This is a genomic window from Paraburkholderia phenazinium, assembly GCF_900100735.1.
In the GTDB taxonomy this organism is placed as follows: Bacteria; Pseudomonadota; Gammaproteobacteria; order Burkholderiales; family Burkholderiaceae; genus Paraburkholderia; species Paraburkholderia phenazinia.
The window spans coordinates 17,360-39,179 of record NZ_FNCJ01000036.1; the positions used below are offsets into that span (position 1 = coordinate 17,360).

Below are 21,820 nucleotides of genomic sequence, written 5' to 3' on the forward strand. Positions count from 1 at the left end.
ATGAAATAATTCCGAAAGAAATGTCGCCCTGCCGGCCGAACTCGCTTCGCTGCCGCGGGTCTGCTTTTACTGCTCCGCGAACAATCGGTCAGTTCGCTCATACGGCAACGCGCCGCCGCTACCGGCCGCCGCGCTGCCAGCGCTCCCCCAAGCCCAGTGCAGACACGCCGCGCTCAAACGGCGCGCGTTTGCATCGGGTTGTTTCGGTAATACGCAATGCAAAAGTCACCCTCCCGTCTGCTCGAACTCGATTTCTTCCGCGGACTGGTCCTGTTGATCATCGTGGTCGACCACATCGGCGGCAGCATCCTCTCGCGTGTCACGCTGCACGCCTACGCGTTATGCGACGCCGCCGAGGTGTTCGTGTTCCTTGGCGGCTTCGCCACCGCAACGGCCTACGCCACGCTCGCCGAACGGCGCACCGAGGCGGCCGCGCGCCACCGCTTCCTGCGGCGCTCGCTCGAAATCTATCGCGCGTTCCTTGTCACGGCCGGCTTGATGCTCGCGGTCAGCGCGGTGCTGATCGCCTTCAGCATCGACGCGCCGAACCTGACCACCGCCGATCTCGAAGACTTCATGGATGCGCCACTCGCCGCGTTGCGCGACATTCTGTTGTTCCGGCGTCAGCCCTATCTCGCCTCCGTGCTGCCCATGTATGCGTTCTTCGCGCTGTGCGTGCCGCTGGTTTTGCCGCTCGCGCGCCGCCGGCCGTGGTGGCTGCTGGCCGGCAGCGTCGCGCTGTGGGCTGTCGCGCCCGCGGTGAGTGCGTATTTGCCGGCGGTCGAAGACACGCAATGGGACTTCAATCCGCTCGCCTGGCAACTGCTGTTCGTGCTCGGAGTGCTGACGCGCTGCCAGCCGGTCTATCAGAAGATCAGCGCGCACCGGGCGGGATGGCTGGTCAGCGTGCTGGCCTTTGGCGTCGTCGTGGGCGCCGCTTACTACAAGCTGTTTATCGAACACACGCCGCTCGACGCGAGCTACAAGCAGAATCTGTCCTGGCTACGGGCGGGCAATTTCCTCGCGATTGCGTGGCTCGTCGCCAACCTGATCCGGCTCGGCTGGGTGAAGAAGCTCGCGCAATGGCTGCCGTGGGTCGGCATGATCGGCCGCAAGGGGCTGCTGTGCTTCGTGGCGGGAGCGGTGATCTCGCTGGTCGCCGATTCGCTGCTATATACCGCAACCGACGGCTATCTCGACATCCCGCTCGGGCTCGTCACCGATGCTGCGGCCATTGGCGCGTTGTTCGTGGCCGCTCGTCTGGCCGAGCCGGTTAAACGCTTGATGAGCTTGCGCGCCCGGAGGACGGGCAGCGTGTCCAGCTAGCGGCGGAGGTTATTGACCCGTAAGGCCAAGCCCAGCCGCATCATTAGCCACACCAGTAGCCACAGCCGAACCCGCCCACCTTTCACCGCCATGTTCCGACTGTCATTTTCCGCGCCGCTGCCGTTTGCTCGTAACGCCCTGCTCGGCGCTCTCGCCGTAGCCACTACGATTGCCGGCGCCGTTGCCACCGCCGCTTCCACGTTTGCAGCGCTCGCCGTCGTCAGCACCTCTGCCCTCGCCAGCACGGTCGCCAGCCGCAGCTTCCATGCCGCCGCCCTCGAGCGCGACTGGGCCTATACCATCTATCTGCCCACCGGCTACCACGCCAACGGCGCACACTACCCGGTGCTGTATCTCCTGCACGGCAACAACGGCAACGCCAATGACTGGATCACGCAAGGCCATCTCCAGAGCACGGCTGATGCACTTATCGCGCGCAAGGAGATCCCGCCGGTTGTGATCGTGATGCCGCAGGGCGGCACGGACTGGTACGTCGATCGCAAGGAGAAAATGGAAACCGCGTTCTTCAACGACTTGCTGCCGGAAGTCGAAACGCAATATGCCGTGGCGAATCAACGCGCTGGACGGATGATCGGCGGCGTCTCGATGGGCGGCTTCGGCGCGCTGCGCTATGCGATGACGCGGCCGGACCAGTTCTGCAGCGCCATGCTGCTCAGCCCCGCGATCTATCCGAACGAACCGCCGCTCACGTCGGCCGCACGCCGGGTCGGCGTGTTCGGCGAGTACCAGTTCGATCCGCACGTGTGGCACGCGCTCAACTACCCCGCGCAATGGGAACACTATATGAAGCGCCCGTATCGGCTGCCGATGTTCATCGGCGCCGGCGACGACGACCTGACGATCCAGGCCGACGCTTCCGTGCTCTATACCAACCTGCGTCTGGCGGGCAATCCGGCGGCGCTACGCATTATCGACGGCGCTCACACATGGGATGTCTGGAGCGCGTTGCTACCGGCGGCGTTGAAGTACACGCTGGCCTGTGCGAAACCGGCAGCGCAGGAGCCGGAGAACGCGCCGAAGCCGTAGCCAAAGCAGCAGCCCAAAAGCAGCCCAAAGCGCGAACAGTCCAGCCAGAGGCCGCGTCCCCCAACCGCTACCGGACCCAGTCAGTCCACAGCACCATCAGCACGGTCATCAGCGCCGGACCGATAAACAGGCCTAGCAGTCCGAAGGTCTCCGCGCCACCGAGTATGCCGAACAGCACCAGGAGGAACGGCAAGCGCGTCGAGTTGCCGATGATCACCGGCCGCACGAAGTGTTCCGCGATAAACACGACGATGAAGCCGAACACGACGAGGCCGATCGCCCACGCCACCGCCCCTTGCGCAAACAGCCAGAATGCCGAGCCGCAGAACACCAGCGGCGCACAGAACGGCAGCATGGCGGCGACGGCCGTCACAAGCCCGAGCAAGGCCGCGTGCGGCACGCCGGCCACCTCATAGGCGAGGCCCAGCAGCGCACCTTCGCCGATCCCGACCACCACCAGCCCTGCCACCGTGCCGCGCACTGCAGCGGCCATGCGATCGAGCAACTGCGCTCCGTTCTCGCCGAAGGCACGCTGAGCCCCTTTGAGCAAGGCTCCGGACAGCCGCGGTCCCGCCTGGAAAATCACGAACAACGTCACCAGCATGAAGCCGAACACCATCAGCCCACGCACCGCCCGCGCACCGAAATGGCGGCCGAAGGTCATCACGGCTTCGCCGTGCAACCCCTTCATGGCGGGCGATTCGCGCAGCGGCTGGGCGAGGTTGGCCTGCCACCACGCCGTGACCTGCTGCGCGCCGAACGGCAGGCGCTGAACGATACCAGGCATGGCGATGCCGTTTTCCTGCACGCCCTTGAACCATTCCAGCAGATCGTGCGCTTCATGGCTGGCCTGGCCGATCCCCAACGCAACCGGCAACACCACCAGCAAGGCAATCGCAAGCGTCAGAATGGCCGCGATCCATGTCGTACGCCCCCGCAACCAGGTGTGATCCTCGATTTTGTGTAGCAACGGCCACAGCGCGATCGCAATCACGCAGGCCCAGCCGACCGCCGGCAGGAAATCGCGGATGATCCACAAGGCCAGCAGCACCAGACCGGCATACAGCACGGCGGAGGCCACCCTTTGCATTTTCTGGCGGCTCGGCGAATCGGGTTCGGGGGATGCGGCGGGCGGACGTGTGACCATGTGACCTCTAGAAAATATGTGCACGAGCCGACCGGAAAAACGCAAACCAGATACACTAGCCCCGGCTCGGCTCTTTAATGTTCACATCTTAAAGGAAGCGGCCGCGCCCTCCCGCTTGGGCCCCTCGGACGTCGCGCTGCAGTCAACACTGCGTTGCAAAAAAACGCTCTATACCAAAATTAGACACCGCCCCATCCCGCAAACCCGCGTCGTTTCGTCCCACTACTAAAGTCAAGTTTCATTGTTGCTGTTTCGAGAACAGTGTTTCAACTGGCGCACAATGGCTCTCAGGCCCGCACAGGAATACATTCGGCACACCACATATACGGAGCCGACGATGAAGACCATAGAGTCCTTCCCCCTTGACGGTGCCAATGGCGTACGCATCGAGATTCTCGAGCGCTCCGACACGACGCTGGTGATCCGCTGGGTCGAGCCGGGACGCTGTCACTACGGCGAGCAGCGCTGGCGCCGACGCTCCGCGCATACGTCCGGCACTTGCGCAGTCTCACGCCGCAAGATCCGTCGCGGCGACGCGGTGTTCAAGCCGGCCGAACGCCCGGCGCCGTCGAATGCGTCTGCGATGATTTCAGTCGAAACCTTGTGCAGTCTGGTTGGGGAATTGCAAGCGGCATAAGCCGGCATCGTCAGCCGGCCATTCAGTCAGTTTGCGGGCGCGCGGCGTCCAGCAAAAAGCGGCATACGGTGTCGTGCAAATATTGCACGGCGGGGCTGGTCGCCAAGGCGCGCCAGCAACCATGCACGAGTCCTTTGCCTATCCAGATCCGAGCGCGCCCGCCGGCCACATGAATTCGTTCTGCGAAAACACGCGCATCATCGCGTAGCGGGTCGTGCTCGACGCCGATCGCTAACGTCGCAGGCAGGCCATCGAAGCGCTGCGCATGAAGCGGCAAGGTCCAAGGCGGCAGCAGTGCGTCGCCCCAGTACAGATGCCGGAATGCATGGACGTCTGCTAGCGTGAGCATCGGCGCATGCGCTTCGGTGTCACGGGCCGGTAGCTGCGGTTCGGCGCCCAGCATCGGATAGATCAGCGCCATGCCGCGCACCTCGTCAATCCCACGATCCCGCAGGACCATCGCGACGCTTGCCGCTAGATTGCCACCGGCGCTGTCACCGGCCAGCAGTAACGGCGCAGGTAACGATGCAAAAGGCAAACGGCCCGCGAGCGCTGCAAGCGCGACCTCCAGGCAGTCGTCATGCGCCGCCGGCGCGCGATGCTCAGGCGCAAGCCGGTAATCCACTGCGATCACGCATAAGCCGGTATCCGCAGCAAGCCGCGCTGTCACGATCTCGTGACTATCCAGCGAACCCACCACAAAGCCGCCGCCGTGAAAGTACAGTACGGTGCCGCGTGTCGCTTGCCGGTCTATGGGCCGGTATAGACGCAGCGCGATTGCGTGACCGGCGTGCGAACGCAAACACGTGTTCTCGACATGCAGACCCGCCGGTAACGGTGGAGTGAACGCAGCCGCATAGCGATCGTAGATCGCGCGCTGCTGCGCGACCGGCAGCGTTGCCGTATTGGCGGGATAGACCGCCTCGGTCTGCGCGACGAAAGCGGCAATCTCAGGCTCAAGCATCGTGCCGCTCCTCGCGCTTCTCCGGCAGCCTTTGTGGCCCGCTCATCCGCGCGTCGTTGGCGGCAAACCGATCAGCCGCCCAGCCCACGCCGCGGCAGGCAGCGCCGCATGCGAGCGTGCGAGCTGGTCGACGCGCTCAGCGACGTCCTCGTCGAAGGCGACCGAACGCGGGCCGCTGGTGTCGACATGCAGCAGCATCTGCTCGCTCGCCGCCACCGGTTCCGCGCCGCTGTCGGCAAACATCTCAAGGTAGATATGCAGACGCTTGGCGTCATGTGCCAGCAAGCGCATTTCGACGCGCGCCTGGGCGCCCTCCTTGATCTCGTGCAGATAGTTGATATGCGCTTCGAGCGTGTAGATAGAACGGCCACGCTCACGGCGAACCGCATCCGGCAGACCGATCTGATCGATCAGCGCATCGGTCGCGAAGCTGAAAATCAGCATATAGAACGCGTCACGCAGATGGCCGTTGTAGTCCACCCACTCGGCGCGCACAGTGTCGTGGTACGCCGGCAGCGGTAAGGTGTGCGACATGTTCAGGCATCTCCCTGGTTCGTGGCGGCTGCTTGCTTGCGCTAGCGTACCCTGCTTCAGTCGCTGGCACATCACGACATGTATCGTGCCGCGTAACGACGTGCAGGGTAGCAGAGTCAATCCTCCGGACGCAGGCCGTGACGCGCCTTGGTCTCGCCAATCGCCGCAAGCACGCTGGTAATGCACTCGTCACGATAGCGCTCGAGTTCCTTGATCGAGCGCGGTCCCACCTGTTCAGCCGTGCCATCCACTACGCAGTCGATCAATTCGTCGGTCAGCTTCGGCGCCACCAGTTTGGTCCACGGCAGCTCCAACGCGGGACCGAACTGCTGCATGAAGTGACGCATGCCCGCATCGCCACCCGCCAAAGTGTAGGTCAGGAAGGTGCCCATGAACGACCAGCGGATACCCGCGCCGAAGCGGATCGCATCGTCGATCTCGCCGGTGGTGGCTACACCTTCGTTGACCAGATGCAGAGCCTCGCGCCATAGTGCTTCGAGCAGGCGGTCGGCGATAAAGCCCGGCACTTCCTTGCGCACCCGCAGCGGCCGCATGCCGAGCGATCGGTAGATTGTCATGGCCGCTTCGATGCTCGCCGGGGCGGTGCGCTCGCCGCCTAGCACTTCGACGAGCGGCAACAGATAAACCGGGTTGAACGGATGACCCACCACGCAGCGCTCAGGGTGAACGGCGCGTGCATAGAAGTCGCTCGGCAACAAACCCGAGGTGGACGAGCCAATGATCGCATCCGGTTTTGCGGCGCGGCTGATCTGCTCGTGCAAGGCCAGTTTCAGTTCTTCGCGTTCAGGCGCGCTTTCCTGAATGAAGTCGGCGTGCGCCACGCACTCCTCGATGGTGCTAACGAAGCGCAGGCGCTCCTGCGACGCCCCCGGCGCCAACCCCACCCGCTCCAGCGCCGGCCATGCGTTTGCGACGTTGTCGCGCAACTGCTTCCCGGCGCCGGGCGCCGGGTCCCATGCGACCACATCCAGCCCGTGGGCAAGCGCGCGCGCCACCCAGCCGCTGCCGATCACGCCTGCCCCGATTGCTGCAAATGTCTTGATATCGACGATCACTGCCATTGCTGACGATCCTTTGCGAAGAGCTTTGAGTGGTGCATCTTTATGCGAACTGTTCGACCGCGCGGCGTTCCAGTTGTCGTTCGCCGCGCGCCGGCAAGCCGAGCTTCTTGCGCCCTTCGGCGGGCGTCAGTGCCCTGCCGCCGAGCCGCTCGATAATCTCGACCGCGCGCTGCACCAGCGTGCCATTGGTGGCGTGCACACCCTTATCGAGCCAGATGTTGTCTTCGAGACCGACCCGCACATGGCCGCCGAGCAGCATGGCCTGCGCGACCATCGGCATCTGCATGCGGCCGATGCCGAAGCCGGCCCAATGCGCACCGGGCGGCAGATTGTCGGCCATGGCCTTCATGGTCGTCGTATCGGCCGGCGCGCCCCACGGGATGCCGAGGCAAATCTGAAACAGCGGCGGCGCATCGAGGAGTCCTTCCTTGACCAACTGCTTCGCAAACCACAGATGCCCCGTATCGAAGATCTCCAGTTCCGGCTTTACGCCGAGTTCCTGGATGCGCTTCGCGCCCGCTCGCAGTTGAGCCGGCGTCGACACGTAGATATAGTCGCCATCGCCGAAATTGAGTGTGCCACAGTCCAGCGTGCATATCTCCGGCAGCAACTCCTCGACGTGCGCGAGACGCGTGAGGCCACCCACCAGATCGGTGCCCGCGCCAAAGCGCATCGGGTCCTCGCCGGGGCCGATCTCCAGATCGCCCCCCATGCCGGCGGTGAGGTTGATGATGACGTCCGTTTCCGACGAGCGGATACGGTCCACGACTTCCCGATATAGATTCGGGTCGCGGCTGCCGCGTCCCGTGTGCGGATCGCGCACGTGACAGTGCGCAACGGTCGCGCCGGCCCGAGCCGCTTCGATGGCGGCTTCGGCAATCTGCTTCGGCGTCACCGGAATGGCCGGATGTTTGCCGACTGTGTCGCCTGCCCCAGTGACTGCGCAGGTCACAATGACTTCATGGTTCATGCTTGCGAATTCCTGTTGGTTCGTTATGCTTATCAGACTACTTCTCACCTCGCCGGCGCGAAGCCAGGTCACAGACCGAGGTATGCCTTGACCGCCGGCAAACTGTCCTTGCCGTCATAGGTTTTCACACCCGCCAGCCACGCATCGAGCACCTGAGGATTCTTCTTCAGATAGTCCTTGGCCGCATCGGCGGGTTTTTCCTTGTTCATCACCGACTGCATGACCACGTTTTCAAGCTGCGTCGTAAAGCGCAGGTTGCTCACCAGCTTGCCCGCGTTCGGGCAACGCGTCAGGAAGTCCGGCGAAGTGAGGGTGTAGACGCGCGCCTCGCCATCGTTGGGACCGAACACGCCATCGCTGCCGGTCAGATACTTCATGTCGATGGTGATGTTCATCGGATGCGGCTCTCACCCGAGAAACACCACCCACTTCTTGTCGCGCACGGCGCGATCCACGGTCACCAGCATGCCGGCTTCGCTCGACTCGATCAGCTTGAAGCCGCCGAGGCTAAACTGATTGGTCGCGATCATTTTCTGGATCGCCGCGTTGGCGCTGCTGCCAGGCTCGATACCGTAGATCTTGCCGTCGAGTTCGGCGCGATGTTTGGCGATATCCGCAAACGTCTTCAGGCCCGCGTCGTATTCATAGGTGGGCACGGCAAAGGTTGCCTTGGCGCCGGTCAGGTTCGGCGTCTGCAGCACGTTGATCGCCTTGGCGTCGACAAACGGTGCGATGGCCGTCTCCTGCACCGGCCACCAGTAACCGAGCGAGACGTCGAGTTGTCTGGTCTTGAGCCCGGCGAACGAAATGGGCACGGACGCAACCGTCGTCACCGGTTGATAGCCGAGCCCTTCGAAGACGGTGGAGGCGAGCGCGGTGGTCGACGTGATATCGGTCCAGCCGATATCGGCAAAGCGCACGGCGCGGCAGGACTGCGGGTCTTGCGCAAAGGCCGGCTGAGGGAAAGCAAGTGCAGCGACCGCGGTGGCGACAGTCGCAACCGCAGCGGCAAGACAGACGGACAAGGCTTTGACGCTGGACTTCATGAGGTTCCCCCTTTTTGGACACGTATCACTGCGGGTTTCGCATCAGGCCACAAAGCGTGCGGCCAACCGGATATCTGGACTGCGTGGTGTGATGTAAAGGTACAAGTGCATATTCTGTGCAAAGCGACCGTCAGCGACCCGTTCTTGCTTCCCCGCGACCATGAGGGAAAACCAGCATGGCCGCCGGTGCGGTGCAGCATTGCCCCGCAAGCGAATATTGGCGCGCCTTGCCGGCTCGGGCGCCGCTTGTTACGCTTTTGCGCGTCCCTCGAACCGCAGGCCCTCCCCGAGCCGCCGCACGATGCCCGAAGATATTTCGTTCCTGTTGCTGCCGGGCTTCTCGGCAATCGGCTTCATGTCGGCTGTGGAGCCGTTGCGGGTAGCGAACCGCTTCCGCGAGAATCTGTACCGCTGGCACATTCTGAGCGTCGACGGCGCGCCGGTGGCGGCGAGCAACGGCATTTCTCTGAACGCGGAGGCGGCCTTCGAGACGATCAAGGAGGTCCAGACGCTTTTTGTCGTGGCAGGCTTCGAACCGCTCGCCTGCTATACCCGTGGACTCGGCAACTGGCTGAAGCGCCTGGACCGTGCGGGCGCGACGTTAGGGGGCATCGACACCGGCAGCTTCGTGCTCGCCGAAGCGGGCGTGCTAAGCCCAGCGGACAGCCTGACGGTGCATTGGGAGGCGCTCTCGGCATTTCGCGAACGCTACCCGGCGCTCACCGCCAGTCAGGAACTGTTCGAGATCGGCGAGCACCGCATCACGTGTGCGGGCGGCACGGCGTCGATCGACATGATGCTTGACCTGATCGGCCGCAGTCATGGCGCGGCGCTGGCGTCAGCCGTGTCGGAGCAGTTCGTGGTTAGCCGGATCCGGCAGCGTTCGGACCATCAGCGCATGGAAATCGCCGCGCGCTACGGCTTGCACAATCGCAAGCTGATCCAGGTGATCGGCGTGATGGAACAGCATATGGAGGAACCGCTGGCGCCGGATCAACTCGCGCAGGAGATTGGCGTAACGCGCCGCCAGCTGGAACGGCTCTTCTGCGCGGCGCTGAAGGACACGCCGACGCATTTTTATCAGCAACTGCGCTTGAGCCGCGCGCGGGAGTTGCTGCAGCAAACCGATATGACGATTACGTCGATCTGCGTGGCCTGCGGCTTTGAATCGCCCTCGCATTTTTCGCGGACGTACCGGGCACGCTTCGGGACGAGTCCGCGCAGCGACCGGCATCCATTGGGGAGCGCTGCTACGACTGCTGCGGCGCCGCTGGGCAAAGCGGCGAGCGCAGCGCCTGAGACCCAAACTGTCACGGCTGGCGTGACAACCGCTACGCATACCAGTTCGGCTTGATCACCATCAGGAAGTACACGCCGATCATTGCCACAAAGGCCGGATAGCCAAGCGCTTCCCAAATCCTCGCGTATTGCCAGTAGCGTGCCGGCAGCGCTTCGCCTTGGGCAGAGGCAGCCGTCGCCATCTTCGCGAGACGAATCTGCAGCCACACGACCGGTAACCAGCAAAGCCCAGTCAGGGCGTACAGCGCGACGGAGGCCATCAGCCACGGCGTCTGCCACGCCCAACCGTCGGTATGCGCGAGCCACAGCCCCGATAATGGCTGAAAGATCACAGCCGGCGTGGTGAACCACCAGTCCGCGCGAACCACCAGACGCGCAACGATAGCGATCGCGTCGACGGAGCGCGTGCGATTGGTAAAAAACAGGTAGAACGCGGTGCCGAAACCCGTGCCCACCAGCACCACCGACGACAGGATATGCAGGGTCTTGATCAGAAAATAGAGGTTCACGACTTCTTCTCTTCAGCAATAAGTAAAAACAGGATTGCAAGAATCGGCAAATTCTTGAGCAGCGGTCCGAACGGATGGGTGACAAATTCCGGCATCGCAATCCCGATGACTACCGTGTAGAACGCTATGAGCGCGGCTTGGGCGAGCCACAGCCGCCTGCAGGGCAAGAGCAGCGTGGCCACGCCGAACGTGAAATCGAGCAGACCGGCACCGTAAAGCGCAGCCGCCGCAACGGGGCCGGTGAGCTGCACCTGAGCCAGCAGCGCGAGGCTGTCACGCAGCGGATACACGAACAGGCTAACCAGCGCGGTCCAGATCCACACCAGCGCCAGAACCCCGCGAAACAGACCTGAGCGCCATTGCGCAAGGGCCTGTTCGCGCATCGATGGCGCCTCTGCAGGTGTCATGAAGTCGTCCACACCCTTTGGCGGACGCGCCAGCAACGAGGCCGTTTGCGCAGCATCGCCCACGTTGCCGGCGCGCAGCATCTTCCATGTGTCGCGCGTCAGGATCGCGCCGGGTATCGGGTCGAGTAGCGTGGCCGCGCAACTGATCAGCCAGCCCGGCACGCTCACCGTCAGTGCCCTCGGGAATCCCATCTGACGGCGATAGCTGGACAGCATGTCGCGGTAAGCAACCCGCGTCGCACCGACCAGCTCGACGCACTGCCGTGCTGGCGTTGCCGCATCGAGCAGATGCAGCAACGCTTGCGCCAAATCGTCGATGTGGATCGGCTGCAGCATCTGCCGGCCTTGTGCAGCGACGGCGCAAACCGGCAGGCTCGCAAGCGTGCGAAAGAACGACGCGGACTTGCCCTTGGCGCCGTAAACCAGCGACGGGCGGCAGATCTGCCATTCGATGGGCTGGGTGGCCAAAAACCTGTCCGCTGACAGCTTGCTATCGAAGTAAGGCGAACCGCCCTGTTCCACGCCCAGCGCCGACACCTGCACCACGCGCCGCACGCCCGCCGCGCTGCAGGCAGTGAAGAGAGCAATCGGCGCCTGCTCATGGATATCGGCGAAACGCTGTCCGCTGCGCTCGACCAGGATGCCGACCGCGTTGACCACTGCATCGATGCCGGCGAGCTTCGGCAGCCACGCGTCGACCGTCAGATCGCGGCTGAAATCGACCGCAACCTCCTGGGCGAAGGCATGTGGCTCCCGGACGCCCTTGACGACCGTGTGACCCGCTTGAACGAGGCGCTCGCAAATCGCCGCGCCTAGAAACCCGCGTGCACCGCAGACGAGGACGTTCACGACGCCGCCTTATCAGTTGCAGCGACGCCACTCGCGAAGGGAAGCGCGACGGCCGACACGGCCGCTTGCATTATCGAAAGCCTCAGGCTGCTCATCGGACTTCCCCTTTATTCTTGACTGTTGTTTCTGTATAGACAGAAATTAAACCCTCAAAAAAACGGGCGTTGTCCGCCCGCGCCTTACCGCTAGCCGCCTCTCCAATCGGATTGGCGGCCTAGCCTTGCTTCGGCTTTCCCCGCATGGTGCGGCTGATCTTCGCCCCCATGCCCAAGGTTTTCATCAACGTCTCCGGCTTCATGCGCAGCATCTCGTCGGACCACGTGGTGAGCGTCTCCATGAACTCGAGCGTCTGCCGGATACGCTTCTGGGTCCCGGCGCTTTCATCCTCGATCTCCGGATTCGTCAGGCAGTCGCGCAGCACCGTGAGCGTTGGATCGATCTCCCGTTGCTTGCGCCCTTCGACGATCAGCTTGAACAGTTCCCAGATATCCGTGGAGGTCTCGAAGTGATCGCGCCGATCGCCCATCTGATGGGTGATGCGCGCAAGCCGCCACGACTGCAGCTCTTTCAGACTGGTACTGACGTTAGAACGCGCCACGCCGAGCGTGTCTGCAATGTCTTCTGCAGTCAGCGGCTGGCCTGTCAGGTAGAGAAGCGCGTGGATCTGCGCGACGGTGCGGTTCACGCCCCAGCGTGAGCCCATTTCACCCCAATGCAGAACGAAGCGCTGTGCGACCGGTGTAAGTTCCATGTCGCAAATTTAGTGCAGTCAGTTATTTCTGTCAAGACAGAAATAACTGACTGCTTCGGCAGCGGGGCGCACGGTGGGGATCAGAGCACGCGGACGCTGCCGCCAGGCCCCGAAGCGTCAGCCCTGCTCCACCGTCACCCTTGCAGCCCTTGCCGCGGTTGCCGCCGTTGTTGCCCAGCCGCTTAGAACGAATGCCGCATGCCGATACGCACATCCGCTTGTGTGCTCGTGGTGGACGGCGTGAAGCTATAGCCGATCACCGCGTTCACCCCGTTCGACGCCTTCAGGTAATCACCCGAGATATATACGTCCGTGCGCTTCGACAGCAGGTAATGCAGGCCGAGCGTGCCCTGGTTCCAGTGGTGTCCTTCGAAGGTCGTGTACTGGTAGCCGCCGATCGCGCTAAACGCCGGGGTGATCTGCCAGTTCGCACCGCCCTCGCCCACCTGCATGTGCGACGACTCGCCGTATGCCTTGATCGTCGTGTACGTATAGTTCGCGTTCAGCGTCACGTCGCCGATGGCATAGCTGGTGCCCACGCCGAACGTGCCCTGCTTGTCGACCGCGAACGAGGTATTCGCATACAGATCGGTAATCGCACCGCTCGGACTCACGCTGATGGTCGGACGGCCGAGGAAGGTGCTCGTGCCGATCATCGCGTAAGGATCGAATGCGTAGATGCCGAACGGATTGTTCAACTGCGTGTAGGCCACGCCCGCCGTGAACGAACCGTTCGCATAGTGTGCGCCCAGGCTGTAGGCACTGTTCTGATGGAAGTCGCCCGCGACGCCGCCAAACGAATACAAGCCACCGAATGTAAAGCCCGCGAACTCGTTCGACAGGAACTTCACCGAGTTGGGCAGGCGGTCGCCGTTGAAGCGGTCGAAGTCGCCCTGGTGGATCGCATACCCGCTACCCCACGCAGAGATGTTGTAGATGGACACCATCTCGTTGGTCAGGTCGAGCTGATTGCCGAACGAGAGCGTACCCCATTGGTTTTTCAGACCGACGTACGCCTGGCGGCCGAACTCCGCGCCGTCGAAAGCGAGTTTGCCTGTGCCCAGATGAAAGCCGCTTTCGAGTACGAATACGGCCGACAAGCCACCGCCGAGATCCTCCGTACCCTTCAAACCGAAACGGTTGCCGTACGCGATGCCGTCGTCGAATTTCACGACGTGTGAGCCACCGGTATTGCTGACGTAGGTAATGCCCGCGTCGACAATCCCGTACAGCGTGACGCTGCTTTGGGCCTGACTCACGGCGGGAAGGCTGGCGAGCGCGAAGGCTACGCCAGACAGTGCTGCGGCATTCGTTCTTTTCATTTGTGTCGTTCTCTCTTGCCTTTGTCGATGGGAAGAGTGTTCCGCATGAACCACAGCGGAACCGCTCGATCTTGCTGGAATGACGCGCCGTCTTTAGAGCGCTCGCCGCGTGTTTCCACGCAATCCCACGCGACGATGGTGGGACAGTACAAGCCCATATTTCCGGCAACTCGACCAAAGGCGACGCCGATTGGTCTGATTGCGACAACAAGGGAAAATGCTAAAGATGTGCTGCGATGCAGCGAGCATGACGCGCGTCCCGGGCCCGGTCTTGATGCCTGCCCGATATGACAATTGTCAAACCTAATGCAGTCCTAAAGACGCCTGAACCGCATGCAACCCATCTGCACCGTTAATGGTCGTTACGCCCTTCAGCCACGCTGACAGCAACTCGGGATTGGCCTGCAAGGCACGCAGCGCTGCGGCATTCACATCGACCTTGTTTTGCAGCACGTTAGTCATGATCTGGTTCTCCAGATCCACATTGAACGTGACCTGCTGGAACAGCCTTGCGAGGTTCGTGCATTGACTAGCGAAACCTGCCCGCGCGACCGTGTTGACCGTAGCGCCGCCGTAGTTCGGGCCAAAGTACGCATCGCCGCCCGACAGGTAAGCGAGATGGAATCTGGTGTTCATCAGATGCGGCTCCCAGGCGAGGAACACAATCCACTTCTTGTCCCGCACTGCCCGCTCCACCTGAGTCAGCATGCCTGTTTCGCTCGACTCAACCAGTTTCCAGTCGCCGAGACCGAACGCCTTGTCGGCGATCATTTTCTTGATGTTCTGATTCGCCGGCGCGCCTGGCTCGATACCGTAGATCTTGTCGTCGAACTGGTCGGCATGTTTGACGAGATCGGCAAACGAATGCACGCCGGCCGCGGCGACATAGTCTGGCACCGCCAGCGTGAACTTGGCGTTGGTCAGATTGGCGTGCAGCACGTCGACCGAATGCTCATCGATGAAGGACTTCACCAGTGGCCCCTGGGCAGGCATCCAGTTGCCGAGGAACACGTCGATCTGCCCTTTCTTCAAGCCCTGATAGGTAATCGGCACCGACAGGTTAGAGACGTTCTGCTGATAGCCGAGGCCCTTCAGGAGCAGACCGGTGACGGCATTGGTCGCGTCGATGTCGGACCAGCCCGGGTCGGCCATACGGACCTGGGTGCAGCTTTGCGGGTCAGCCGCGTCGGCCGCGACGCTCGCCATGCTGCACAACGTGGCCAACAACGTGGAAAGCAAGAGGGTCCAGCGTTTGTTCATGATGGGCTCCGGTTCGGTCGTTTGTTTAGTTCGTTGGGTACGGTGGATGTTCTCAAGATGTTCGCCCGATGGCCGCTAAGGTGCGGCGCGCGGGAAACGCGCCATGGCTTCCAGCGTGTCGAGTTCGATGTGATTGCGCATGTAGCGCTGGCTGGCGTCGTTGAACGGCTGCCAGTCCCACGACTGAATGCGGCCCTGGGTGGTCGCCTCAAAGTGGAAGCGGCGCCGCTTCTGGCTCGCGAGGACCGCTTCATGCAACGCCGGCAAATCCCAGCGACGGGCTGTTTCGGCGCGGAATGCCTCGAGCGTGTCAGCGAACGCCGGATTCGTCGCGAGATTGGTGAGCTCTTGCGGATCGGCAGCCAGGTTGAACAGCTGATCGGGATCGACCGGCGAATGAATGTATTTGAAGTCACCGCGCCGGATCATCACCATCGGCGCGATCGCGCCTTCGGCCAGGTATTCGCCGATCGCCTCGTCGTGCCCGCCATCGCCTTGCAGATGCGGCACGAGACTGCGGCCATCGACGGGGTCTGGCCACTCGCTACGCGGCGCACCGGTGGCAAGTTCGACGAGTGTCGGCAACAGATCGAGATGCGATACCGAGGCCGACACCCGATGCGCCGCAAAACGCTTAGGCGCATGCACGATCAACGGCACGCGGATGCCACCCTCGAAACAGGTCATCTTGTACCAGAGGCCGCGCTCGCCGAGCATCTCGCCATGGTCCGAGGTAACGATCACAATGGTGTCCTCGGCCAGACCCGTCGCATCGAGCGCATCGAGAATGGCGCCAAACTGGCGGTCGACGTACGAGAGCGCTCCGTAGTAAGCATGCCGTGCGTTGCGGACCTGCTGCTCGCTGGGCGGCGTACGGTCGGTTTCGCAGACCGTGCGCAGGCGTCGCGAATGCGGATCGCTTTGCTGCGCACTCAACGACGTACGCGGCAGATCGATCTCATCGTCGGGATACAGGTCCCAGTACTCCTGGGGAATCGCATAGGGATCGTGCGGATGCGTGAGCGAGGCGACCAGGCAGAACGGCCGTTGATCCCGCCCTGCCTGCCGTTCGCGAACGATATCGAAGAGTTTCTGGCGCGCGGTGAAGGTGACCTCGTCGTCGAAATCGAGCTGATTGGTGCGCACGCAAGGTCCGGCGTCGAGTACCGAACTCATGTTGTGATACCAGCTCGGGCGCACCTCCGGCTGTGACCAGTCCGGCACCCAGCCGAAGTCGGCCGGATAGATATCGGTGGTGAGCCGCTCCTCGAAACCGTGCAACTGGTCCGGGCCGCAGAAATGCATCTTGCCCGACAGGATGGTGCGATAGCCGGCGGCACGCAGATAGTGCGCGAAAGTCAGGGTTTGCGCGGGAAATTCGGCGGCGTTATCGTAGGCGCCTATATTGGAAGGTAATTTGCCCGCCAGCATCGAAAAGCGTGCAGGCGCGCACAGGGGACTCGCGCAATAGGCGGAATCGAACACCACCCCGTCGCGGGCGAGCGCATCGAGACGCGGCGTATGCGAAATCGCATGGCCGTATGCCCGCAATGCGAACGGCGTCATCTGATCCGCCATCAGGATAAGGATATTCTGTTTTGTGTTAAGGCTCATGAGCGGGGCCGATTAGAATCTTGATGATCTCCGCGCGGCGGACGCGCGGCTAAGACCCGGCTGAAACGCGGCTTCGTGGCGTGCCGTGTCATACCCGAGTGTCTTCACTATTGCTGCTCATAAACGCACTGTGAAGGTGCTCAATGCTTATGGGCCCATAAGGGGGAGTTATGTCGAGACAGGATCGCTTGCCGCCAATGCAGACCTTGTCGGTGTTCGAATCGGCGGCGCGCCTCGCCAGCTTTACGGCAGCGGCACGCGAACTCGGCTCCACTCAGCCGGCGATCAGCCAGCGCGTCGTGCAACTGGAAGAAGACCTCGGCACCCCGCTGTTCGCCCGCGGGCACCGCGGCGTTTCACTCACACCCGAGGGCGAACGACTGTTCGAAGCGGTCAGCCAGAGCCTCGACACCCTGCGCGTGGCCACGGCCGATATCCGCGCTCGCCGGGCGAGCGGCGCCCTGACGATCCTGACCGATTTCGGTTTTGCGACCTATTGGCTGATGCCAAGGCTCACGCGCCTGAAGCAATTGATGCCGGATGTGAACGTGAAGATCATTACCTCGCAGGCAGGTCTCGATCCACGCCATGACCATGCGGACATTGCAATTGTCTTCGGCGATGGCGACTGGGCGCCGAGCACCTCGACGCGGCTCTTTCCCGAGGAAGTCACGCCGGTGTGCTCGCCGGCGTTTCGCGCGGCACACCCAGAGGTGACGGACGCCGCAGACTTGATCCGTCTGCCGCTGCTGCATGTGCAGCCGACGGAACCGGAACGCTGGCTGGCGTGGAGCGGCTGGTTTGCTGCGCAGGGGCTCAATCCCCCGGCGGATCGGGACGGCATCACGTTTAACAGTTACGCGCTGGTGATTCATGGGGTATTGATGAACCAGGGAATTGCGCTGGGGTGGACACCGCTGGTGGACGAACTGGTGGCAAGCGGACAACTGGTCAAACTGCTCGACAAGCCGGTGACGACCTCGCGCGGGTATTTTCTGGTGCGTCCGCAAGCACGGCCTGAAGCGGCGGCGGTGCCGTTGTTCCGCAGATGGTTGTTCGACGAATGCGCCTGATGGGACACCGCGACTGACGCTTTAAATGCGCCGCAGCGCGCGGCGCTGACGCACCGATACCAGCATCACGGCGGTTCGATTCTATTCGCGGGAAATGTGGCCTGATTTACTTCAGCATTCCCGCGTGCGCTGAAGGTCTTTTTGATTGCGCTTCCGCGGGTTTCTCTATCGAAGCCAAGGATCCGCATGTCCGCCACCGATCGCTCCCATCAGTTTGCCCTGACCCTCTCTTGCCCGAGCGCCGCAGGACAGGTTGCCGCCGTTGTTGGCTTTCTCGAGCGGCATCATTGCTATATCGATGAGTTCACTGTCTTCGACGATGAGATTAGTACGCGGTTTTTTGTGCGTTGTGTGTTTCATGGGGTTGCTGCGGCGCCCGCATTGCCTTTGCAGATTGACGTCTTGCGGCGGGAGTTTTCGGGTATTGCTGCTGACTTCGGGATGAGATGGGCGATTCATGATGTCGCTGCGCGGCCCAAGGTTTTGATTATGGTGTCGAAGCTCGAACACTGTCTCGCGGATTTGCTGTTTCGCTGGAAGATGGGGGAGCTCAAGATGGATATCGTGGGGGTGGTGTCGAATCATCCGGATCTAGAGGGGCTTGCGGCGCAGCATGGGTTGGCGTTTAGGCATTTTCCTGTGAATGCTGAGACGCGTGCTTCGCAGGAAGCGCAAGTGTTGGAGCTTTTTGAGTCTAGCGGCGCTGAGTTGATGATTCTTGCGCGGTATATGCAGATTCTTTCAGATCAGACTAGCCGGGCCCTCGCTGGGCGGGCTATCAATATTCATCATTCGTTCCTGCCAGGGTTTAAGGGGGCCAAGCCGTATCATCAGGCGCATGCGCGTGGGGTTAAGCTGATTGGCGCTACCGCGCATTTTGTTACTGATGATCTCGATGAAGGGCCTATTATTGAGCAGGTTGTTGAGAGGGTTGATCATTCCTATGGGCCTGAGAGGTTGCTGGCTGTTGGGAGGGATGTTGAGTGTATTACTCTTGCCAGGGCTGTTAAGGCGTTCGTCGAGCGGCGGGTTTTTATTAATGGGGATCGGACTGTGGTGCTTTGAGGTTTTTTTTGCCTGCGGCGCGTTGGTTTGGTTTGGTATTCTTATGGTGTTGGCCTTTCCTTGCATTCTTAGTGGTCTATTAGGTTCGCCCCTGTGCGGGGCGGCACCTACTTTCTTTGCCGCCGCAAAGAAAGTAGGCAAAGAAAGCGGGCTTCACACCGCTAGCTCGTAGTGAGCCATCTCTGGCCTTGACCCGGGAACGGCCCAAGACGAGTCCTGCCCTCGCGCCACAAACGTTAGTGACAAAGGACTCATCCACCCCACTCCGCACTGCGTGCGTCGCGGATGGGTTTGACTGGGAAAGCCGGTCTGCGAAGGCACGCAACAAGGGGTAGGAACAAGGTACGCGCAATTTTCTATCATAAGCCTCTTGGTTATGAAATGCGCTCGGCTTATGCGCGGATCGCCATAAGCGTCTATCCGCCTAAATGCCAGGGCACCGTCGCAACCCCAGTGCTGCCTCGTCAAGGGCCTGCCTCAAGGCCGGTGTTGGCGTCCATTGACTTCCTTGTACGGTAAAGCGGGCCATCGCATCGACAACCTTCGCAGTGCCTTTCTTGTCGTAACGGCCCAGGTTGGAGGCCATGAAGACTTCAAACAGCGAGCTACCTCGCTGCATGATCTGACCGACATTGAGACGGCCCTGAGCATCAAAAGTGACAATCACAAAATCCCGATTGATCACGTGCGCGGGCTTGCGGTCCACCAGCTCAATGGTCAGGTTTGCGAGGCGCACGCGCTGATCCGCAAACTCCGGAAGGCAGTCACTGTCCGGAGTACCGAGCATGTTCCAGTAACGCGTCATTCCGATCTTCCGGATGACGTCGTCCGGCGTGATCAGAAATGTTCGATTCGAGTATCCCATTGCAAAACCTTGGTCGTTGTGGCGGCACAATCGCGATCTCGTTCGTCACCAGGCCGCCTCATTTGGCCAATTTGCGATCGACGCGCTCATACTTTAGGCCTTTCGCGCCTCGAATGCTTGATCGAACTGCCGCGCACGCTGCACCTCGTCGCTATGCAGATAGGTCGACGTCGTTGAGATCGACGCGTGCCGCAGGTTGTCGCGCACCATGATCAGTTCGGCGCCGCGCGCGAGCGCGTGCGACGCGTGCGTGTGTCTCATCCAGTGCGGGCTGGCGCGCCGCAGCTTCTCAGCGGTTGCCGGCCGTTCGTCCTGGATCGCATCGGCCACCAGCACGAAGAATCGCCTCAGCACGCGCCACAGTCGCGTGCTTTCGATGCCCGCGCCATCCTCATCGAGACTCGCGACGAGAGGCATCGCCGGGTCCCAACGCGCTGGTGTTACGGGCAGTCCCCGCTGCATGAGAGACTGATCGAGCGCGGTGCGGGCGAGCGACGGCAACGCCACCTTTCCGAGCTTGCCGCCCTTGCCGAGCACGTGCAGCCAGTGATCGCCGTGCTCGTCGCGGCGGATGTCGCCGAGCGTCGCACCGACCAGCTCGCTCGCGCGCAGGCCGGTCGCATAGCCGAAGTCCAGTAGGAAGCGCAGGCGCTGCGCCGCCGGCACGCTCCAGCCGTACGACCACTCGAGGCCATCGGCGAACGTCCGGATCAGCAGCCATTCGCATTCGGAGAAACCTCGGGATACGTCCAGTCCGGCACGCCGTGCGTGGCTCTTGACCTTGACGCCGGCGAACGGATTCGCGAGCAGGTAACGCTGCTCGACCAGCCAGCGAAACATCGCCGACAGGACGTTCAGCGCGTACGCCGCCGAGCGTGCCGAAAGCGGGCCGATGAACGGCCGCCATTCGACGCTGTGCCGCGGTCGCGACGGTCCGATCCAGCGTTCACGCGGCGTCGGCCGCCGCAGGAAACTCCGGTAGGCGATCGCATCGTCGGTGGTGAGCGACGACAGTGCGCAGTCGCGCTCGACGATCGCCCACAGGATCAGGCGTTCGGCTTCTTTCCGGTAAGCGCGCTGTGTGGCCGCCGACTCGTGCATTGAGAGCCAGGACTGAACCGCCTCATAGTCATTCGAAGCCTTGAGCAGGCAGGCGTGCGCCGGGGCGCGGAACTGTCCGCGCGAGCCGTCGACCTCGTGCGGCACACACAACTGCTCCCACGGCACAATGCTGCCGGCCGGCGCCGCGACGATCAACGCGCGCGCCCGTTCGGTCAGCGCGGGATGCGCGGCGAAGAAAGCCTCGATGCGGCGTGCGCCTGCAGCACCGAGTCCGGCGATTACCGACCACCAGCGCCGCCGTCGCGGAATCCGCACGGTCAGGTCGGCCAGCGTCCGGATGCCGTGGGCATGCAGAGCCCCGGCAATGCGTGCGGGCAGCCACAGGTCGACCGGATCGGCGATCATCGGTACGGGCACCGGCAGATTGCGCAGCGTCTCGATTGCGCTGGCCACCCGATCCGCCGATGCTGTCGTCGCGCGATCGATGAAGACGCCCGCCAGATCCCCGCGATGGCGCGCCTGCGCGTACGCGACGAGCCGGCGGCGAATCCGGCCGAGCACGCCGCGCGACGACGCGCCGGCTGCTCTTCGGTCGCCCAGGTAGCGGGCAATGGCGGCCCGCGCGTCCAGGCCGGCGTACCACCCGCGCAGCGCCGCGAGTTCGGCTTCGTCCGGGAAGTTTGGGCCGGTGTGGCCGACGGGTAAGGCGTCACGCGTTTTCATGATCGGCAGTTTAGTTCAAAATCAGAGACGGACTGATAATGAAATTTATCTGTCTAGCAGCGATCCAAAACTTACCCGCTCGTTTCGATTGATGCCCGCTCAACAGCGAACTCTTCCTACGGGCCGCTGGCGCGCGCCGAAAATCCATCGGCCGCATCAGGGTCGGACGGAACCGAATCAGAAACCCGTTCTGATTGTGGCATCGCAGCTTTTCTGGATGCCGAGAAATCGAAGGTTCTGCCGCATTTTTGAAAGATGGCCGTAACCG

General features: G+C 62.4%; 19 protein-coding genes and 1 pseudogene. 6 read left to right on the top strand and 14 right to left on the bottom strand.

Annotated features, from left to right (window positions below):
* The first annotated feature begins 216 nt into the window (after positions 1 to 216).
* Together BLQ92_RS38110 and BLQ92_RS38115 are read left to right on the top strand one after the other, a co-directional pair.
* The gene (locus BLQ92_RS38110) at positions 217 to 1,326 is read left to right on the top strand and encodes an OpgC domain-containing protein (RefSeq protein WP_090695906.1); all 1,110 of its coding nucleotides are present in this window, start codon (positions 217 to 219) and stop codon (positions 1,324 to 1,326) included.
* 90 nt (positions 1,327 to 1,416) lie between these two features.
* Positions 1,417 to 2,373, top strand: a complete 957-nt coding sequence (locus BLQ92_RS38115) for an alpha/beta hydrolase (RefSeq protein WP_090695907.1) — start codon at positions 1,417 to 1,419, stop codon at positions 2,371 to 2,373.
* Between the two features lie 67 nt (positions 2,374 to 2,440).
* Here BLQ92_RS38115 and BLQ92_RS38120 read toward each other — a convergent pair whose 3' ends face one another.
* Entirely contained in the window at positions 2,441 to 3,520 is a 1,080-nt protein-coding gene (locus BLQ92_RS38120; RefSeq protein ID WP_090695908.1) for an AI-2E family transporter, read from the bottom strand.
* 337 nt (positions 3,521 to 3,857) lie between these two features.
* On the opposite strand from BLQ92_RS38120, the gene BLQ92_RS38125 reads away from it, so the two are divergent.
* Positions 3,858 to 4,157 carry a DUF3331 domain-containing protein gene (locus BLQ92_RS38125; protein ID WP_090695909.1) on the top strand — a complete coding sequence of 100 codons (300 nt, stop codon included), beginning with the start codon at positions 3,858 to 3,860 and terminating at the stop codon, positions 4,155 to 4,157.
* Between the two features lie 22 nt (positions 4,158 to 4,179).
* Here BLQ92_RS38125 and BLQ92_RS38130 read toward each other — a convergent pair whose 3' ends face one another.
* The 5 genes and pseudogenes from BLQ92_RS38130 to BLQ92_RS38150 form a co-directional block, all read right to left on the bottom strand.
* Positions 4,180 to 5,121, bottom strand: coding sequence for an alpha/beta hydrolase (locus BLQ92_RS38130; protein ID WP_090695910.1), 942 nt, complete (start codon positions 5,119 to 5,121; stop codon positions 4,180 to 4,182).
* Between the two features lie 42 nt (positions 5,122 to 5,163).
* Positions 5,164 to 5,655 (bottom strand): thioesterase family protein, encoded by a 492-nt coding sequence (locus tag BLQ92_RS38135; protein WP_090695911.1) that lies wholly within the window; start codon positions 5,653 to 5,655, stop codon positions 5,164 to 5,166.
* Positions 5,656 to 5,771: 116 nt separating this feature from the next.
* Positions 5,772 to 6,737 carry an L-carnitine dehydrogenase gene (locus tag BLQ92_RS38140; protein WP_090695912.1) on the bottom strand — a complete coding sequence of 322 codons (966 nt, stop codon included), beginning with the start codon at positions 6,735 to 6,737 and terminating at the stop codon, positions 5,772 to 5,774.
* Between the two features lie 40 nt (positions 6,738 to 6,777).
* Complete coding sequence (gene cdhC / locus BLQ92_RS38145; protein WP_090695913.1) at positions 6,778 to 7,707, bottom strand: 3-dehydrocarnitine:acetyl-CoA trimethylamine transferase CdhC; 930 nt, start codon at positions 7,705 to 7,707, stop codon at positions 6,778 to 6,780.
* Between the two features lie 68 nt (positions 7,708 to 7,775).
* Positions 7,776 to 8,753, bottom strand: a pseudogene (locus tag BLQ92_RS38150) (choline ABC transporter substrate-binding protein).
* 301 nt (positions 8,754 to 9,054) lie between these two features.
* On the opposite strand from BLQ92_RS38150, the gene BLQ92_RS38155 reads away from it, so the two are divergent.
* On the top strand, positions 9,055 to 10,107 hold the full coding sequence (locus BLQ92_RS38155) for a GlxA family transcriptional regulator (RefSeq protein ID WP_090695914.1): 1,053 nt from the start codon (positions 9,055 to 9,057) through the stop codon (positions 10,105 to 10,107).
* On the opposite strand, the gene BLQ92_RS38160 is transcribed toward BLQ92_RS38155, so the two are convergent.
* The 6 genes from BLQ92_RS38160 to betC all read right to left on the bottom strand — a co-directional run bounded on the left by BLQ92_RS38160 (position 10,085) and on the right by betC (position 16,764).
* Positions 10,085 to 10,561 carry a DUF2269 family protein gene (locus BLQ92_RS38160; protein ID WP_090695915.1) on the bottom strand — a complete coding sequence of 159 codons (477 nt, stop codon included), beginning with the start codon at positions 10,559 to 10,561 and terminating at the stop codon, positions 10,085 to 10,087. The two genes, BLQ92_RS38155 and BLQ92_RS38160, sit on opposite strands and share 23 nt — an antisense overlap.
* Complete coding sequence (locus tag BLQ92_RS38165; RefSeq protein WP_090695916.1) at positions 10,558 to 11,817, bottom strand: SDR family oxidoreductase; 1,260 nt, start codon at positions 11,815 to 11,817, stop codon at positions 10,558 to 10,560. Before BLQ92_RS38165 ends, BLQ92_RS38160 begins: the two co-directional genes overlap by 4 nt.
* A gap of 214 nt (positions 11,818 to 12,031) precedes the next feature.
* On the bottom strand, positions 12,032 to 12,568 hold the full coding sequence (locus BLQ92_RS38170; RefSeq protein WP_090695917.1) for a GbsR/MarR family transcriptional regulator: 537 nt from the start codon (positions 12,566 to 12,568) through the stop codon (positions 12,032 to 12,034).
* A gap of 182 nt (positions 12,569 to 12,750) precedes the next feature.
* Positions 12,751 to 13,890 carry a porin gene (locus BLQ92_RS38175; RefSeq protein WP_090695918.1) on the bottom strand — a complete coding sequence of 380 codons (1,140 nt, stop codon included), beginning with the start codon at positions 13,888 to 13,890 and terminating at the stop codon, positions 12,751 to 12,753.
* Positions 13,891 to 14,193: 303 nt separating this feature from the next.
* Entirely contained in the window at positions 14,194 to 15,150 is a 957-nt protein-coding gene (locus tag BLQ92_RS38180) for a choline ABC transporter substrate-binding protein (protein WP_090695919.1), read from the bottom strand.
* 75 nt (positions 15,151 to 15,225) lie between these two features.
* On the bottom strand, positions 15,226 to 16,764 hold the full coding sequence (gene betC, locus BLQ92_RS38185; protein WP_090695920.1) for a choline-sulfatase: 1,539 nt from the start codon (positions 16,762 to 16,764) through the stop codon (positions 15,226 to 15,228).
* Positions 16,765 to 16,934: 170 nt separating this feature from the next.
* Here betC and BLQ92_RS38190 point away from each other — a divergent pair, with 170 nt between their 5' ends.
* Both BLQ92_RS38190 and purU read left to right on the top strand, forming a co-directional pair.
* Positions 16,935 to 17,837, top strand: coding sequence for a choline sulfate utilization transcriptional regulator (locus tag BLQ92_RS38190; RefSeq protein ID WP_090695921.1), 903 nt, complete (start codon positions 16,935 to 16,937; stop codon positions 17,835 to 17,837).
* A gap of 186 nt (positions 17,838 to 18,023) precedes the next feature.
* The gene (gene purU / locus BLQ92_RS38195) at positions 18,024 to 18,902 is read left to right on the top strand and encodes a formyltetrahydrofolate deformylase (RefSeq protein ID WP_090695922.1); all 879 of its coding nucleotides are present in this window, start codon (positions 18,024 to 18,026) and stop codon (positions 18,900 to 18,902) included.
* Positions 18,903 to 19,326: 424 nt separating this feature from the next.
* Here purU and BLQ92_RS41010 read toward each other — a convergent pair whose 3' ends face one another.
* Together BLQ92_RS41010 and BLQ92_RS38205 are read right to left on the bottom strand one after the other, a co-directional pair.
* Positions 19,327 to 19,797, bottom strand: a complete 471-nt coding sequence (locus BLQ92_RS41010) for a hypothetical protein (protein ID WP_244106249.1) — start codon at positions 19,795 to 19,797, stop codon at positions 19,327 to 19,329.
* A gap of 63 nt (positions 19,798 to 19,860) precedes the next feature.
* Positions 19,861 to 21,552: a phage integrase family protein gene (locus BLQ92_RS38205; protein ID WP_090695923.1), complete on the bottom strand. Its 1,692-nt coding sequence runs from the start codon at positions 21,550 to 21,552 to the stop codon at positions 19,861 to 19,863.
* Positions 21,553 to 21,820: the final 268 nt, after the last annotated feature.